18 protein-coding genes are annotated in these 16,620 nt (G+C 61.0%); 2 read left to right on the top strand and 16 right to left on the bottom strand.

All coding sequences use genetic code 11. The features are described 5' to 3' along the window. The 13 genes from rplV to D4Q51_RS12625 all read right to left on the bottom strand — a co-directional run bounded on the left by rplV (window position 1) and on the right by D4Q51_RS12625 (window position 11,195). Window positions 1–378, bottom strand: coding sequence for a 50S ribosomal protein L22 (rplV, locus tag D4Q51_RS12685; protein WP_120078136.1), 378 nt, complete (start codon window positions 376–378; stop codon window positions 1–3). Then, entirely contained in the window at window positions 378–653 is a 276-nt protein-coding gene (gene rpsS / locus D4Q51_RS12680) for a 30S ribosomal protein S19 (protein ID WP_120078135.1), read from the bottom strand. The genes rplV and rpsS overlap by 1 nt, the downstream gene beginning before the upstream one ends. Window positions 654–659: 6 nt before the next feature. Then, on the bottom strand, window positions 660–1,496 hold the full coding sequence (gene rplB / locus D4Q51_RS12675) for a 50S ribosomal protein L2 (protein ID WP_120078134.1): 837 nt from the start codon (window positions 1,494–1,496) through the stop codon (window positions 660–662). Window positions 1,497–1,500: 4 nt separating this feature from the next. Continuing rightward, a complete protein-coding gene (locus D4Q51_RS12670) occupies window positions 1,501–1,815 on the bottom strand; it encodes a 50S ribosomal protein L23 (RefSeq protein ID WP_120078133.1) in 315 nt (104 codons plus the stop codon). Continuing rightward, the gene (gene rplD, locus D4Q51_RS12665) at window positions 1,808–2,443 is read right to left on the bottom strand and encodes a 50S ribosomal protein L4 (protein ID WP_120078132.1); all 636 of its coding nucleotides are present in this window, start codon (window positions 2,441–2,443) and stop codon (window positions 1,808–1,810) included. Before rplD ends, D4Q51_RS12670 begins: the two co-directional genes overlap by 8 nt. Window positions 2,444–2,445: 2 nt before the next feature. Beyond that, the gene (gene rplC / locus D4Q51_RS12660; RefSeq protein WP_120078131.1) at window positions 2,446–3,303 is read right to left on the bottom strand and encodes a 50S ribosomal protein L3; all 858 of its coding nucleotides are present in this window, start codon (window positions 3,301–3,303) and stop codon (window positions 2,446–2,448) included. Window positions 3,304–3,576: 273 nt separating this feature from the next. Further along, window positions 3,577–3,888, bottom strand: coding sequence for a 30S ribosomal protein S10 (gene rpsJ, locus D4Q51_RS12655; protein WP_120078130.1), 312 nt, complete (start codon window positions 3,886–3,888; stop codon window positions 3,577–3,579). Between the two features lie 337 nt (window positions 3,889–4,225). After that, complete coding sequence (gene tuf / locus D4Q51_RS12650) at window positions 4,226–5,416, bottom strand: elongation factor Tu (RefSeq protein WP_120078129.1); 1,191 nt, start codon at window positions 5,414–5,416, stop codon at window positions 4,226–4,228. A gap of 96 nt (window positions 5,417–5,512) precedes the next feature. Continuing rightward, complete coding sequence (gene fusA / locus D4Q51_RS12645) at window positions 5,513–7,609, bottom strand: elongation factor G (RefSeq protein WP_120078128.1); 2,097 nt, start codon at window positions 7,607–7,609, stop codon at window positions 5,513–5,515. A gap of 109 nt (window positions 7,610–7,718) precedes the next feature. Continuing rightward, a complete protein-coding gene (rpsG, locus tag D4Q51_RS12640) occupies window positions 7,719–8,189 on the bottom strand; it encodes a 30S ribosomal protein S7 (protein ID WP_120078127.1) in 471 nt (156 codons plus the stop codon). A gap of 177 nt (window positions 8,190–8,366) precedes the next feature. Then, window positions 8,367–8,738, bottom strand: coding sequence for a 30S ribosomal protein S12 (gene rpsL / locus D4Q51_RS12635; RefSeq protein ID WP_120078126.1), 372 nt, complete (start codon window positions 8,736–8,738; stop codon window positions 8,367–8,369). 482 nt (window positions 8,739–9,220) lie between these two features. Beyond that, window positions 9,221–10,123, bottom strand: a complete 903-nt coding sequence (locus tag D4Q51_RS12630) for a restriction endonuclease (protein WP_120078125.1) — start codon at window positions 10,121–10,123, stop codon at window positions 9,221–9,223. Next, entirely contained in the window at window positions 10,116–11,195 is a 1,080-nt protein-coding gene (locus D4Q51_RS12625; RefSeq protein ID WP_120078124.1) for a ParB N-terminal domain-containing protein, read from the bottom strand. Before D4Q51_RS12625 ends, D4Q51_RS12630 begins: the two co-directional genes overlap by 8 nt. Before the next feature lie 376 nt (window positions 11,196–11,571). Between D4Q51_RS12625 and D4Q51_RS12620 the strand changes: the two genes are divergently transcribed. Together D4Q51_RS12620 and D4Q51_RS12615 are read left to right on the top strand one after the other, a co-directional pair. Continuing rightward, the gene (locus tag D4Q51_RS12620; protein ID WP_205689496.1) at window positions 11,572–12,216 is read left to right on the top strand and encodes a hypothetical protein; all 645 of its coding nucleotides are present in this window, start codon (window positions 11,572–11,574) and stop codon (window positions 12,214–12,216) included. Window positions 12,217–12,288: 72 nt separating this feature from the next. After that, window positions 12,289–13,542 carry a hypothetical protein gene (locus D4Q51_RS12615; protein WP_120078123.1) on the top strand — a complete coding sequence of 418 codons (1,254 nt, stop codon included), beginning with the start codon at window positions 12,289–12,291 and terminating at the stop codon, window positions 13,540–13,542. Between the two features lie 39 nt (window positions 13,543–13,581). Here the strand turns inward: D4Q51_RS12615 and D4Q51_RS12610 are convergent, their stop codons facing one another. The 3 genes from D4Q51_RS12610 to D4Q51_RS12600 form a co-directional block, all read right to left on the bottom strand. Next, on the bottom strand, window positions 13,582–14,466 hold the full coding sequence (locus D4Q51_RS12610) for a PAS domain-containing protein (RefSeq protein WP_120078122.1): 885 nt from the start codon (window positions 14,464–14,466) through the stop codon (window positions 13,582–13,584). Window positions 14,467–14,651: 185 nt separating this feature from the next. Beyond that, window positions 14,652–15,908 carry a PPC domain-containing protein gene (locus D4Q51_RS12605; RefSeq protein WP_120078121.1) on the bottom strand — a complete coding sequence of 419 codons (1,257 nt, stop codon included), beginning with the start codon at window positions 15,906–15,908 and terminating at the stop codon, window positions 14,652–14,654. Between the two features lie 95 nt (window positions 15,909–16,003). Next, window positions 16,004–16,537 (bottom strand): GNAT family N-acetyltransferase, encoded by a 534-nt coding sequence (locus D4Q51_RS12600; RefSeq protein ID WP_162925323.1) that lies wholly within the window; start codon window positions 16,535–16,537, stop codon window positions 16,004–16,006. Between the last annotated feature and the right edge of the window lie 83 nt (window positions 16,538–16,620).

Raw genomic sequence — 16,620 nt, 5'->3', positions numbered from 1 at the left:
TTACGCCTCTTCTGCTTCGCGTACGACGATCCGCAGCCGGCTGAACGGCTTCAGGATCCGCGTGGACTTGCCACGGCCGCGCGTTGCGAACCGCTTCATGGTGATCGACTTGCCGACCGACGCCTCGGCGACGACCAGGGAGTCGACGTCGAGATCGTGGTTGTTCTCGGCGTTGGCGATTGCCGATGCGAGCACCTTCTGTGCATCGCGGGCCATCGCGCGCTTGGAGAAGGAGAGGATGTTCATCGCTTCCTCGGCCTTCTTGCCACGGATGAGGGCGGCCACGAGGTTCAGCTTCTGCGCGGAACCACGGATGGTGGTGCCGACAGCCAGCGCCTCGTTGTCCGCCACGCGGCGGGGAGACTTAGCCTTTGCCATTAGCGCTTACCCTTCTTGTCGGCAGCGTGGCCGGGGAAGCTGCGCGTGGGCGCGAACTCGCCAAGCTTGTGACCGACCATTTCCTCGTTGACCGAGACGGGCACGAACTTGTGCCCATTGTAGACGTTGAACGTCAGGCCGACAAAATCGGGCAGGATCGTCGAACGGCGCGACCAGGTCTTGATCGGCTTGGTGTTGTTCGCTTCCTGCGCTTCCTGCGCCTTCTTCAGAAGGCTCAGCTCGACAAACGGACCTTTCCAGACGGAACGTGCCATTGGTGCTTACCTCTTCTTCTTCGCGTGACGCGAACGGATAATCATCTTGTCCGTCTGCTTGTTCTTGCGGGTACGGGCGCCCTTGGTCGGCTTGCCCCACGGAGTAACCGGATGACGGCCACCGCTGGTGCGGCCTTCACCACCACCGTGCGGGTGGTCGACCGGGTTCTTGGCGACACCGCGCGTCAGGGGCTTCACACCCATGTGACGGCGACGACCGGCCTTGCCCAGGTTCTGGTTCTGGTTGTCGGGGTTCGAGACCGAACCCACGGTGCCCATGCAATCGGCGCGCAGGTAACGCTGCTCGCCGCTGTTCAGGCGCACGATAACCATGCCGCGGTCACGACCGACCAGCTGAACATAGGTGCCTGCCGAACGGGCGATCTGCCCGCCCTTGCCCGGCTTCATCTCCACGTTGTGGATGATAGTGCCGACCGGCATCTGGCCCAGCAGCATTGCGTTGCCCGGCTTCGTGTCGACCTTCTCGCCGGCGATGATCTTGTCACCCGGCGCGAGACGGTTGGGCGCGATGATGTAGGACAGCTCGCCGTCCTCGTATTTCACCAGCGCGATGAATGCGGTGCGGTTGGGATCGTATTCGATCCGCTCCACGGTCGCTTCCATGTCCCACTTGCGACGCTTAAAGTCGATGAAGCGGTACTTCTGCTTGTTACCGCCGCCCTTGCCGCGCGAGGTAACATGGCCCTTGTTGTTGCGGCCACCGGTCTTGCGCTTGCCCTCGGTGAGCGACTTAACCGGACCACCGCGGTGGAGGCCGGTCTTGTCGACCAGGACGAGGCCGCGGCGCGCCGGGCTTGTCGGATTGTATGTTTTCAGTGCCATCGGATCAGCCCACGCCTTCCGTGATGTCGATCGGATCCTGACCCTCTGCGAGAGTCACGATCGCCTTCTTTTCGTCGGTGCGCTTGTAGGGCTTGCCCTTCCAGCGCTTGCTCTTGCCCTTGGAAACGATCGTGTTCACGCTCTTCACCTTGCGATCGAAGAGAGCCTCGATGGCTTCCTTGATCTGCGGCTTCGTCGCATCGTTCGCCACCTTGAACACAACTGCATTGTCTTCCGACAGGAGCGTTGCCTTCTCCGTGATGTGCGGAGCAAGAATCACGTCGTAGTGACGCGCGTCGATTGCATCTTTCTTAGCCATTGAAACGCGCCTCCAGCTTCTCGACCGCATCCTTGGTGAGGACCAGCGTGTCGTGGTTGAGGATGTCGTAGACGTTCGCGCCGACAGCCGGCAGAACATCCACACCCGGCAGGTTGCGGGCAGCCTTGGCGAAGCCATCGTCGACGCTTTCGCCGCCGATCACCAGCACCTTGCCGTTCCAGCCATTCTTGTCGAAGTGACCCTTCAGGGCCTTCGTCTTGGCATCCTTCAGTTCCAGGCTGTCGAGGATGATGAGACCATTCCCCGAAGCATCCTGGGCCTTGCTGGACAGAGCCATTTTCAGGCCGAGCGCGCGCACTTTCTTGTTGAGCTGCTGCTCGAAGTCACGCTTGCGGGCACCGTGAGCCTTGCCGCCGCCGATGAAGATCGGGGCACCGCGGTCACCGTGACGAGCGCCGCCGGAACCCTTCTGGCGACCCCACTTCTTGCCGGTGCGGGCAACGTCCGAACGCTCACGCGTCGGGCGAGCCGTGGCGCGGCGGTTTTCCAGCTGCCAGGTAACCACGCGGTGCAGGATATCGGCACGCGGCTCGACACCGAAGACAGCGTCGTTCAATTCGACGTCGCCGGCGGCCTTGCCGTCAATTTTCTGGACCTTGACCTTCACGATCAGGACTCCTTCTTGTCGTTAGGTTCGGCCTCGGGCGTTCCGCTCTCGGTGCCGACACCCGCGTCCTGCTGCTGAGCCAGCTTCTCCTGCTGCTCGGGCGTGACTTCGGGGTTCACAGCGTGTTCTGCCGCGCTCTCGACCAGGCCGGCATCAGCCTCTTCGGAAGAGAATTCATCGGCGTTGCGACGCATGGCGCCGGGGAACGGCAGACCTTCGGGAAGCGGCAGCTTCACGGCGTCGCGAACCAGCAGCCAGCCATTCTTGGCGCCCGGCACGGAGCCGCGCACGAAGATCAGGCCGCGCTCTGCATCGGTGCGCACGACTTCCAGGTTCTGTTGGGTGCGCTGACGGTCGCCCATGTGACCGGCCATCTTCTTGTTCTTGAAGACCTTGCCCGGATCCTGGCGGTTACCCGTCGAACCGTGCGAACGGTGGGAGATCGAGACGCCGTGCGTTGCACGAAGACCGCCGAAACCCCAACGCTTCATGGCGCCGGCAAAGCCCTTACCCACGGTGTGACCCGTGATGTCGACCTTCTGTCCAGCGACGAAGTGGTCAGCGGTGATGGTGGCACCAACGGGAAGGAGACCTTCCTCGTTTTCCACACGGAACTCGGCAACCTTCATCTTCAGGCCGACGTTAGCCTTCGCAAAGGCCTCACGCTGCGGCTTGTTGACGTTCTTCTGCTTCGCATCGCCGGCGCCGAGCTGCACCGAGAAATAGCCGTCGCGGTCGGCCGTACGCTGCCCGGTGACCTGGCACCCTTCCAGCGACAGAACAGTCACGGGTACGTGACGTCCGTCCTCCTGGAACAGGCGGGTCATCCCGACTTTCTTCGCGATCACGCCAGTGCGCATGATCTAAACTCCTTAAACAGAGGCACAAGGGGACCATCCCCAGGTGCGTGCCCAACCCATCGATTTTTATGCTGCGAGCCCCGTCCGGGCTGAACTGCTTTCACGGCCTTGGCCGATCGGGCGAGACGGGGAACGCAGCCCGGACCATGATTTTCCCGAGGGAAGGTCCGGCGGTATTCCTTGTGTCCCGATGATGTGTCACCGGGCGCTGTCTTCGCGATCCCCCTTGTGCGGAGATCGGTAGGCTCCGGCGGGACCGAAGCGGTTGCTGGCTCAGGCCAGCTTGATTTCCACGTTCACACCCGCGGCGAGGTCCAGCTTCATCAGCGCGTCGACCGTCTGGGCGTTGGGTTGCACGATGTCGAGCAGCCGCTTGTACGTGCGCACCTCGAACTGCTCGCGCGACTTCTTGTCGATGTGCGGGCCGCGGTTCACGGTGAACTTCTCGATACGCGTCGGCATCGGAATCGGACCACGAATAAGCGCGCCAGTGCGACGTGCCGTATCCGCGATTTCGCCAGTTGCCTGGTCGAGCACGCGGTGATCGAAAGCCTTGAGGCGAATACGAATATTCTGTGCGTCCATAATTCCGTCTACCGATGCGAAAGAGCCAAGCGAGCCATCAACAGTTGCCGTCTCCGGCCCGCCAAAAATAAAAAGGCCCGCCCCGCTCTGACCCGGTTTCCCGGAACGGGCGGCCTTCCCGTAAATTCGTTTTGAAAGAGACGAATCTCTTTCTGTTGGCGCGCATATACGGGGGAGAGGGTGAACTGACAACCCCCGAAATGCGTCATTTTTCGGACACCTCCCCTCCCCTGCCAAAAGAGCGAGCAAACAGGAGGGCGCCTACATAAAAAGGGCCCGGCACTCGATGTGAGTGCCGGGCCCCTTCATTCCGTCGCGCCTGGAAGCGCGGGCCGGATTACTTGGTGATCTTCGAGACGACGCCCGAGCCAACCGTGCGGCCGCCTTCGCGGATAGCGAAGCGCAGGCCTTCGTCCATGGCGATCGGAGCGATCAACTTGACGCTGATCGTCACGTTGTCGCCCGGCATCACCATTTCGGTGCCTTCCGGCAGGATCACTTCGCCCGTCACGTCGGTCGTGCGGAAGTAGAACTGCGGACGGTAGTTGGCGAAGAACGGAGTGTGACGACCGCCTTCGTCCTTCGACAGGACGTAGACTTCAGCCGAGAACTCGGTGTGCGGGGTCACGGAACCCGGCTTCGCGAGAACCTGGCCACGCTCCACTTCGTCACGGCCAACGCCGCGGATCAGGGCACCGATGTTGTCGCCGGCTTCGCCGCGATCGAGCAGCTTGCGGAACATTTCGACGCCGGTCACGGTCGTCTTGGCGGTGTCCTTGATGCCGACGATTTCGACTTCGTCGCCAACGTTCACAACGCCGGTTTCGACACGGCCGGTGACAACCGTACCACGACCCGAGATCGAGAACACGTCTTCGATCGGCATCAGGAAGGCCTGGTCGACCGGACGGTCGGGCTGCGGGATGTGCTCGTCGACAGCCTTCATCAGTTCGATGATGGAGTTCTTGCCGATTTCGTCGTCACGACCTTCAAGAGCGGCCAGAGCCGAACCCTTGACGATCGGAATGTTGTCGCCGTCGAAGTCGTAGTCGCTCAGCAGTTCGCGAACTTCCAGTTCGACCAGCTCGAGCAGTTCTTCGTCGTCAACCTGGTCGACCTTGTTCAGGTACACGACCAGAGCCGGCACGCCGACCTGACGCGACAGCAGGATGTGCTCGCGGGTCTGCGGCATGGGGCCGTCAGCAGCGTTCACAACCAGGATAGCGCCGTCCATCTGGGCCGCACCGGTAATCATGTTCTTCACGTAGTCAGCGTGACCCGGGCAGTCGACGTGAGCATAGTGACGAGCTTCGGTTTCGTACTCGACGTGTGCGGTCGAGATGGTGATGCCGCGCTCGCGCTCTTCCGGAGCCTTGTCGATGTTTGCGAAATCGACAGCAGCACCGCCGTAGGTTTCAGCCATCACCTTGGTGATAGCAGCCGTCAGCGTGGTCTTGCCGTGGTCAACGTGACCGATGGTGCCGATGTTGCAGTGCGGCTTGTTCCGCTCGAATTTTTCCTTCGCCATTTTTCTAATAACCTCTGTTAGTCAAAAGTTGAATTTCACCGGGAGAGGAAGCGGCACCCGTTGAATAAGGCGCCGCCCCTAGACGCTTGCCCATGCTTAGGCAAGCTTCTCCTTGATCTCCTGCGCCACATTTGACGGAACTTCGTCATAGTGGCTGAACTGCATCGTGTACTGGGCACGGCCTTGGGTGAACGAACGCAGCTCGTTCACGTAACCGAACATGTTCGCCAGCGGCACGTGAGCCTCGACAACCTGGGCATTGCCGCGGCTGTCGGTGCCCTGGATCTGGCCACGACGGGAGTTCAGGTCGCCGATCACGTCGCCCATGAACTCTTCCGGAGTCACGACTTCCACCTTCATCACCGGCTCGAGCAGGTTGATGCCTGCACGTTCAGCCGCTTCGCGCATTGCGCCGCGACCGGTGATTTCAAAAGCGACCGTGCTCGAGTCGACGTCGTGGTACTTGCCGTCGATCAGCTCGATGGTGAAGTCGATGATCGGGAAGCCGACCAGGTAGCCGCTCTCGGCCTGCTCGCGCATGCCCTTCTCGACCGACGGGATGTATTCGCGGGGAATGTTACCGCCCTTGATCTGGTCGTCGAAGATGATGCCCTGGCCGCGTTCGCCGGGGACGACGCGCACCTTGGCTTCACCGAACTGGCCCGAACCACCCGACTGCTTCTTGTGGGTGTAGGTCACTTCGACCGGCTTGCGGATGGACTCGCGGTAGGCCACCTGCGGCGCACCAACGTTGGCTTCCACCTTGAACTCGCGCTTCATGCGATCGACGAGGATGTCGAGGTGAAGCTCGCCCATGCCCTTGATGATCGTCTGGCCAGATTCGTGGTCGGTCGACACGCGGAAGCTGGGATCCTCGGCAGCCAGGCGGTTGAGGGCAACGCCCATCTTTTCCTGGTCGGCCTTGGTCTTCGGTTCCACCGACAACTCGATCACGGGCTCGGGGAATTCCATTCGCTCGAGAATGATCGGGTGCTGCGGGGCGCACAGGGTGTCACCCGTGGTGGTTTCCTTCAGACCCGCGATAGCGACGATGTCACCGGCGAATGCTTCTTCGATGTCCTCACGGTTGTTGGAGTGCATGAGCAGCATGCGGCCGATTTTCTCGCGCTTGTCCTTCACCGAGTTCAGCACGGTGCCCTTGGAGAGCTTGCCCGAGTAGATGCGGGTGAAGGTGAGCGAGCCGACGAACGGGTCGTTCATGATCTTGAAGGCGAGAGCTGCGAAAGGCTCGTCATCCGAAGACGGACGCGTTTCTTCCTTGTCGCTGTCGGGCAGCACGCCCTTGATCGGCGGCACGTCGACGGGCGACGGCATGTAGTCGACCACGGCGTCGAGCAGGGGCTGGACGCCCTTGTTCTTGAACGCCGAGCCGCACAGCACGGGGACGAAAGCCTGCGCCATGGTGCCCTTGCGGATCAGCTTCTTCAGCGTGGCCGCATCGGGTTCTTCACCGTTCTCGAGGTAGGCTTCCATCGCGTCGTCGTCCTGCTCGACAGCAGTCTCGACCAGCTTCTCGCGATATTCGGCAGCCTTGTCAGCGAGGTCGGCGGGGATGTCGACGTAGTTGAACTCGGCGCCCAAGCCGTCGTTTTCCCACACGATGCCGCGCATGTTGACGAGGTCGACGACGCCCTGGAGGTCGCTTTCCGCACCGATCGGCAGGTAAAGCACCAGCGGGTTTGCGCCGAGGCGGTCTACGATCGACTGCACGCAGTAGTAGAAATCGGCACCGGTGCGGTCGAGCTTGTTGATGAAGCACATCCGCGGGACCTTGTACTTGTCCGCCTGGCGCCACACGGTTTCGGACTGCGGCTCCACGCCGGCCACGCCGTCGAACACGGCGACCGCGCCGTCGAGCACGCGCAGGCTACGCTCGACTTCAATGGTGAAGTCCACGTGTCCGGGGGTGTCGATGATGTTGATGCGGTGCTTGGGGCCCTGGCCGTCTTCGGCGGACCAGAAGGTGGTCGTCGCGGCAGACGTGATGGTGATCCCGCGTTCCTGCTCCTGCTCCATCCAGTCCATCGTCGCGGCACCATCGTGCACTTCGCCGATCTTGTAGGACTTGCCGGTGTAGTAGAGAATACGCTCTGTCGTAGTGGTCTTGCCGGCATCGATGTGAGCCATGATGCCGATGTTGCGATAACGCTCCAGCGGATAGTCGCGGGCCATGTTGAATTCCTCAAAAGGTTCGGGGCGGAAAAGGATCGCGCCCCATATAGTCTCGAATGTGACCGCTTGAAGACCGAGGCCGCAGCCCCGGTCTCACAAGCAGCACACTTTACCAGCGGTAGTGCGAGAAGGCGCGGTTCGCGTCCGCCATGCGGTGCGTGTCCTCGCGCTTCTTCACGGCATTGCCGCGGTTGTTGGCGGCATCCATCAGCTCTGCCGAGAGGCGTGCGCTCATGGTGGTTTCGGCACGGCCGCGCGCCGCGTTGATCAGCCAGCGGATGGCCAGCGCCTGGGCACGCTCGGGGCGCACCTCGACCGGCACCTGGTAGGTGGCACCACCGACACGGCGGCTGCGCACTTCGACCTGCGGCTTCACATTGTTCAGCGCTTCATGGAACAGCGCGACGGGATCGCTCTTGGCACGGCTCTCGACAGTGTCGAGCGCGGTGTAGACGATACCTTCGGCCACGGCCTTCTTGCCGTCCAGCATGAGGTTGTTCATGAACTTCGACAGCACCTGATCACCAAACTTGGGATCGGGCAGGATTTCCCGCTTCTCGGGACGACGACGACGACTCATTTCAGTTACTCCAGACTCGTGAGCGCAGCGAACTCTTCAAACGTCATCCCAGCGAAAGCTGGGATCTTTAGCCACTGGCACTCGGCCTATTAGACTTGTCTTCGGGCGGTGGAGCGGGATGCACCGGATCCCAGCTTGCGCTGGGATGACGGACGCAGGCCGCGACCGCATACCCGATTACTTCGGACGCTTGGCGCCGTACTTCGAACGGGACTGCTTGCGATCCTTCACGCCCTGCGTGTCGAGCACGCCGCGCAGCACGTGGTAACGCACGCCGGGAAGGTCGCGCACACGGCCGCCGCGGATCAGCACCACGGAGTGTTCCTGCAGGTTGTGACCTTCGCCGGGAATGTAGGCGATGATCTCGCGCTGGTTGGTCAGACGGATCTTGGCAACCTTGCGCAGCGCCGAGTTCGGCTTCTTCGGGGTCGTCGTGTAGACGCGGGTGCAAACCCCGCGCTTCTGCGGGCTGGATTCCATCGCCGCAGACTTGCTCTTCTTGACGATGGGCTGGCGCGGCTTGCGGACCAGCTGGTTAATAGTCGGCATAAAATCTCTTCACCGTTTTGTGGGTTGAGGTTTCGCTTCCCGTTTTCCGAGTGCCCTGAGCTTGTCGAAGGGCTGCCCTTCCCTTTCCCGCGCAAGCCAGGAAGAAAAGGCAGTGCTTCGACAAGCTCAGCACAATCGGGAAAAAGGGAGAAACCCTTCACCCGTGGATGGCACCATCGGCAGACCGGATGGAATGTATCGGGTTCGTGCGACGCCATACGACCGCTCATCCTGAGCTGCGTCGAAGCATCGCGCGAGCCTGAAACGCTCCACCCGGACGCTGCAAGCACCGGGTTACTTTGACGGCTGCCCCGAGCGTTTCCGCTCCAATAGAAAAAGGCTCCACCTGTCGGGGAGCCCCGGGACATGACCGGCAATGTTCAGCTCTATCTGGCCGGGGACTCGCTACGAGAGCGGCCTCGGATGGGCGCGCAGATAGTTGGATTTGGGCGGGGGGTCAAGGGTGGCAATATCTCGAACGCCTACTCAGACTTTATGAATTGCACGCGTTGCTCCATACTTCTGATTTCAGACAGCAAAAGTTCGCGCTCAAACCCATCATCTCCATTCCCAACTCCATGATCTGACAGAAACTGACAGAGTTGGATTCCATCGAGACCGATAATCCCGGCCTTACCAAGAAGAGTCTCGCTACCCTTGGTAAAACGCCCTGAACAGACGATTATACTAAAAACCGGATCGCATAACCTTAGCGAAAGCCCTTCTAACACCTCACTATCACTTGAGTATATTTTACTTCTGGCAAGTTCAACGGAGCCCACCAACTCTCGCAAATCAGAAGTTCCTACCTTCGTATCATTTTTTCTCTTTGCTTGCCCGACAATCCAAATTTTCAAATTTTCTTCGACGGCATCAGGCAAAACGGTCTTCTTTACCAAGTCCCCGAACGCCGCTTTGCCGAAAAAATCAACTCCTTGGTCATTACTACTCGGACTTATGAAGGGTTCTTCTACTCCCAGTTTGGCGAGAATTACTCCGCATAAAAACTCGAATTCTCTTGGCGATAAGTCTTGAACCGTCTGAAGCATTGGCAACGCGTTTGAACGCTGCCTCTTATATTCCGCGATTTCTTGGCCATCGCTTTCGAAAATGAAGCAAGAGCCTTGGACTACTGTAGTGGTCTCAGAGCTAAATTCGAAGGACAATAATCTGCGGCTCTCGGCAGCCGCACTGATCCGCTTTAGAAGGAAACGCTCGAAGGTGGAGTGACTTTCTGCAGCCAATGTTTTGGCATTCACCCCTTGGGCCCACCCCTCGCCCACGATGACGCGTTCAAGAAGTTTAATCGTACGTTGGGGAGCGTCTAAAGGGTCAATATATTGATCCAACTTTTCGGCCGCCAACCGGCCAAAATTGTCAACCATCGGCGGCGGTTACCGTATTATAAATATTCAGTACCTGTTCGGCCATATCGCGAATGTTTTCGAGTGCTTCGACGTCTTCATCTTTGAATGACTTCACTTCGAGCGCTCCAATCTTTTCGAGTGCAGTCGCGGCTTCAGCAATTTCGCTTCTCCACTTGCTTGAAAGCTCGTCTTTGCGGGCAACGGTGAGAGCGTCCAAGAACGTACGACTTTCATCCAGCAACATGGTGAGCGCGCTGCTGTTCGGAATGATCTTTTTCATCTCTCGAACGTCGCCATAGGTGCGAACCTTAGGTTTTTTCGCCTTTTGCCCTTCAATCTCTCTCGGAGAAATGAGCATAAAGAACTGTTCGGCTTGTTCCGACTTGTCAAATGAAAGGGTTTGATCGTTCCAACCAACCCAATTCCTCGTAATCGGTGACGACATTAATTCGTGGAATAATGGATACTGAGAAGGATCAGCGAACTCTCCGAACTCCTCACTTTCCTCCATCTGTTCAAGAGCTTTGAAAGCTCTGTAACGACGATTTACTTCACTCAATCGAAGACCAAGCTGGGATGACACTTCATTAGTCTCGACGCCATGCTTATCAATCAGGTCAGCGATCAGTTTGGCCCTTTGGTATCCACCCCATTCTCTAATGCCACCAACGTGGCGGACTCCCATGAGAGTTTCTCGGAAGTGCGGATACTCTCCTTCCTCGAATACGACACAAGGTACGGCTCCGAATACGCGGCTCAACCCTTCATGCATGTCCACACCGACACGCGCTTGCTCTCTCAATCCCATAAGAGCCGCAACGCGACGATTTCCCTCAACAACCAAATACTTTCCGTCATCATAGTCGTAAGGCGTGACCACAATTCTTTCGATCGGCAGGAAGCCATTCGAACGAATCGAGTCGGTTAATGAATCAAGACCTTCATCCTTCAGCTTTTGCCGGGTGTTTTTTTGAATTTGCTCAAGAGCATATTTTTCAATGGGAATTGTATAGAAACCGCCAGTATCTTGTAACCGATAGTTATTCGGATCCAAAAGCAAATCGTCGAGTGGGAGTTCCTTAATTTGCATATAATTTCCTGTGATAAACTAGTGCGTGCGCTAGCCAGATCTGCGTCGCTGTCGTCGCCATAATCATCGGCCGCTTTCGAGATTGCAAGTAGCGCAAGCATACGGCGTGATCACTTTGCCCTTCCCTACAACTTAGCGTCCATGCTCCACACCGGCGCATGACCAAGAACCCATCAATTTGTCTAGTCTCAAGCGCCGGCGTTCGCGTCCGCTCACTTGGCTTTCCTCCGCTTCGCTCCGGGCGCGCGGGCAGTTGGCCTTTGGCCATCTCCGCCTTCGGCTCCGATTCCGCGCTTGCGGCGCGCTGACGCGCGCCGAGCATCGCCAGCCAGAAAACCCTTTCCTACGCTGCGGGTAAGTTGCTCCACCGCCGAGCATGACGAAGAATCTCCCACGGCGTCCTCGCGCCACCCCCTCGCAAGCCACATCCTACGTCACCGCCCCGCCCTCGCCGGTCGAGCCGTGTGATCCGCTGCTCGATTTCGCGCCGGTGCCGCACACGGCTCCGCGCAGGAATTCCATCACGCCCGATCGCCAGCGCCGCTTCATCGCCCATCTTGCCGCCACCGGCATCGTCAAGCAGGCCGCGCTCCACATCGGGGCCAGCCTGGAGGCGCTTTACAAGCTTCGCCAGCGGCCCGGCGCGGAGGAGTTCCGGCTTGCGTGGGACATGGCGGTGGATCGCGGCGTCTCCCGGCTGGAGGACTGCGCGCTAGCCCGCGCGATAGAGGGGGAGGAGCGCATGGTCGTCTCCTCCGGCAAGGTGCTGGGCACCGAGCGGCGGCATAACGAGGCGCTGGTGATGTTCTTCCTGCGCAGCCGCCGGGCGGACCGTTATGGCAGGCAGGTGCTGCCCGGCAGCCCGCTCTACGAGACGATCAAGGCGCAGGTGCTGGCCGAATACCACGCCAGTCGCCCCAGCAAGGAAGAGACGCTCGCCCGCCTCAACGCCAAGCTCGACAAGATGCGCGAACGCCGCGCGGCGGCAGAGGCGCTGTTTGCGGGGGATAAGGAGGATTGAAGGCTGGGCGTTTCTCTCCTACAACCCGGACAAAATCAATTTGGCCGAAGAGCCTTACCGGGAGAACCTTGCATGATCCGCCGCATTACCCTTGCTTTTGCCGCCTCTACCCTCGCGCTCGCCGCCGCGCCTGCCGTGTCGCAGGAACGCCCGGCGGACCTCACCGAGCTGCCGCCCGTCCCCACCGACTACACGCCCGAGCGCCTGCCCTGGGGCGACTACGATTTCACCGGCACCTGGCCGATCGAGAACGTCAACCAGGGGCACATCCTGTTCCAGCGGCCCGAGCAGTACGGGAACCGCTTCTGGGTGAACGACGAGGAGTTCGAGCGCCGCCTCGCCTCCGCGCGCGGGGACGATGCCAGCTTCACGCAGGCGAACGAGAGCGGCATCGGCGCCAGCGGCACCACCGGGCTGGAGCAGTGGTTCCTCGACACGGACTGGGCAAAGTCCACTTCCATGCTGGTCTCCCCCGCCGACGGACAACTGCCCGACCTCACCCCGCAGGCGATGGAGCTGTTCCGGCAGGGCCGTAGCGGCTGGGTGCCGGGACAGGGTTACGACTGGGTGGACGATTTCGACAGCTGGGATCGCTGCGTCAGCCGCGGCTTCCCCGCCTCGATGTACCCCTTCCGCTACAACAACGGCATCCGCGTGTTCCAGTCGCCCGGTCAGATCACCATCATGCTGGAGATGCTCGGCACCCGCGTGGTGAAGCTCTACGACAGCGAAGAGGACGCGCGCGCCGCCAAGTGGGCGGAGCCGGTGGAAGCCTGGATGGGCAACTCACGCGGCTGGTGGGAAGGCAAGACGCTGGTGATCGAGACGACCAACATCGTCAGCGGCGACAGCGCCACCGAGAACGTCTACGAACGCTCCGCCGCGCCGCTCAACATGGCCACCCAGTTCACTGGCACGCTGGAGGTGCCCGCCTTCAACACCGTGCCCATGAGTACCGAGGCGATGACGGTGGAACGCCTGACCATGACCGGGCCGGACACCATCATCCACGAACTCACCTATTCCGACCCGCAGGTTTACGAAGAGCCGTGGACCACGCGCATCGCCTGGAGCCGGGACGAGGACTACCAGTTCTTCGAATACGCCTGTCATGAAGGCAACTACATGCCGCGCGACTACATCAGCGCCAGCCGCGCGCAGCAGGCCCGCATTGCCGCGGGCGAGGAAGAGCCCGTCACCGCCGAGAACGACGATCGCAGCCGCTTCGCGCGGCCCTTCGACTGGGATCCCGGCGTCGGCCCGCGCCCCGGCCCGCCCCCGGTGGGCGGCAGCGAAAGCGATGACGAGGACGAAGCCGAGGGCTGACATGAACAGGGCGGGGAGCAATTCCCCGCCCTTTCGTTATCAGTCGGGCACGCGGGTCATGATGACCGAAGCACCTTCCAGCCCGTAGGCACCCTGAAGCGGCACGATCGCAAGCTTCACTCGCAGAGAGGCCGCCTTGTTGGGCATCAGTTCGATCTCGATCTGTTGCCGCTCGTTGTCCTCGTAGACCCGGTCCAGCGCGTTGCGGAAAGCCAGGCGCTGCTTGCGCACCACCAGATCCCCCAGCCGCACGCCGCACAATTTCTCGTCCGAGACGTCCATCCACTTGCGGAACGATGGATCCGTCGCTTCGATCAGACCGCGCAAGGTGATGTGCACGTAGCTCACGTCGGGGTGCAGGCTTATGGCATCCAGCATGGCGTGCTTCGCATCGGCCATCCGGTAATGCTCCACCTCGTCAGTAATGTCGCGCATCATCAGGACGAGCCGATCGCCCAGGGGGATGGACTGCAGGTGTGTCCAGCAATCCTTCGCGAAAACGGAAGGGATATCCGCCTGCAGCGCTTCTCCTGTCGCCATCGTGCGGCGGTATTGCACCTGGATAACGCTTCCCTCCAGCGCCGGCATGGCCTCTGCTAGCGTAATCCCGGGCCGGAGTGCTGGCAGACGGCAATACTGCCGCGCCCGCGCGTTGGCGTAGATGATCTCTTCATCTGCCGTGCACAGAATGATGCTTTCGCCCAGCCAGTCGGCAAGGCCCGTCAGCTGTTCCTCTGCAAGAAGCGTGTTCTCCCTGCCTGAATTCTGGGTGAGCTGCTGGAAAAGCCGGGCGCTGGTAAGAACGTGCGACGGTCTTCCGTGCGTCGTGACGAAAATCGGTGTCGTCTGCGATGCGTCGCGCCATTTGGCGAAAGAGCGGACCAGCTCGGCGGACGTAACGTGATTCTTGCGGACGTCATGCATTCGACGTGCCCCTCGAATATGTGTTCCCCTCGGCCATGAAGGCCGGACATCCGAATTAGCGTTCAGACATCATGACGTCGCTAACAGCTTTAAATAAAACAATCACTACCAAATTATGATCGATAACAATCGGGGATTGTACCTGACGCGATTCCGTCATTTCGGACAGAAGCCCGAAGGACGGATCAGTCGCCCGCGGCGTCCTCTATGGCTTCCGCGGCAGCCTCCACTGCAGCTTCGGCATCGTCCCACGGCTGCTCCACGCGCTCTGCCATGCCGGGCGTGACGACGAGGGTGTACTCGCCGTCTGATCCGCCATAGCCCTGCGCGCGAATACGCAGCTTGTCGAGCAGGCCCGGCTCGGCGGCCAGCAGGCCGAGGTCCACCGGCAGCAGGGCGTCCAGATCACCGGCGCCATCGTCGTCGCTCTCCACCACGGCAAAACCCAGCGGCGTGTCGAAGCCGAGTTCGATGTATGGATCGATGGTGTCGCCGAAATCGGGGTCGCTTTCCCCGCCACCGCTCATGCGAATGGAGAGCTCTCCGTTGCCGGAGCGAATCGTCGCCTTGGCCTCTTCGCTCAACTGGTAGTCGATATAGCTCGGCGTGAGCGTGGCATCGCCCGCCTCGTCCCAGCCCCCGGCCAGCACGCCTGTCGCCTCGTCGTCGATGCCGATCACCTGCAAGGGCAGTTGCGCGGGCACCTCGCGCTGTTCGCGCACGCGCAGGCGATAGGCCCCGGTGCTCTCGCCAAATCCGGTGGCGACGATGGTGTATGTACCGTCCTGCGTAAAGGTGTGGCGCAGCAGTGAATTGAGGTCACCGCCGCCATCGTCGTCGGAAGCGACGCTCTCGCCCGCGGGATCGCGCAGTTCGAGATAGGGATCGAGGCTGTCGTCGGTGGCGATCAGCGCCACTTCTACCGATTCCCCGGCCTTGCCGCGGATCGTGAAGAGGTGTTCTCCGCCCATCAGGGTGCCGGTTTCGCGCGCGCCGTAGGAGACGGCCCTGGTGCCGACGTCCACATAGTCGCTGGTGGCGAGGCGCAGGTCGAACGTGCCGCCGTAGCTTTCGCCCTCCTCCGCCCAATCGGCGTCGAAGCTGTCGACCTCGATGGTGAGGCGGCGGCTACGGTCGCTCGCGCCGATCATCACGCGGGAATTCAACTCGTCGCCGAAGTCGTCGTTCTCGGCCAACAGTTCGCCGCTCGCGTCCTTCACCCGCAGCACGGGGTCGAGATCGCCCGTCGCAATCGCGTCCACCTGCAGCCCGGTATCGGCGGGCAGCGTGAGGGTGAAAACCGCGGCCTCCCCGGCAACGCGGCCCTGGAACACGCGCACGTCGCTCTGCTCACCGTCAAGGTCGCGCACCTGCGCCTGTGCGGTCGTGGCGATAAGTGCCGCACCTGCAATCAAGGCAGCGTGGCGAATGGTCTTCAGCATCGAGAATGTTCCCCCTTGTGGCCCGTTTCCGGGTGTTGCCGATCAGGCAGCATATCCACGATAAACCGTCAAAGCTTAATCGAAGTTTTCCGCCCCTATGGCTCGTTCCATTCGTCGCTCAGCAGGCCCCAGAGCGAGGTGTCGCACCAGCCGATGTGAGTCTTCATCGTGTGCCGCAGGTGCCCCTCGCGCGTGAAGCCCAGCCGCTCCAGCAGCGCGTTGGAGCGAATATTGCGCGGGTCGACGTCGGCGAAGATGCGGTGATAGCCCTCTGTGCGGAAAAGGTGGGAGATGAGGGCTGTGAGGCACTCGCGCGCGATGCCCCGCCCCTCGTTACCGGGCACGAGGATGTAGCCGATCTCCGCCACCTGCTCCACGTCGCTGCTGGCGACCATGCGGAATACGGGGGCGCCGCCTTCTCTCGGCTCGCACACCCAGGTGCGTCCGCCCCAGGTGCCGCCCTTGTCGAACAGGTAGTCGCGAAATTCGTCGCGATCGTCGAACGGGCCGCGGCCCCAGTACCGCATGGCATCGTCGCTGGAGAACGCTGGCCACAGGGCGCGCTCGTCCCCCTGTTGCAGGGGGCGGCAGGTGAAGCGCGGCGTGGTGAGAATGGGCGTGGCAGTCATGCGAGGAGCCATAGCAGCGCCGCGCGGAATCGCTATGCCATTGCGCGAAGCCGCACGGCGGGCGGATGACCGGCCTACAACAC

The organism is Aurantiacibacter odishensis, assembly GCF_003605195.1.
GTDB classification, from domain to species: domain Bacteria; phylum Pseudomonadota; class Alphaproteobacteria; order Sphingomonadales; family Sphingomonadaceae; genus Alteraurantiacibacter; species Alteraurantiacibacter odishensis.
Note: the sequence above shows the minus strand (reverse complement) of the source record. Positions and strands in the feature narration are given on the sequence as shown.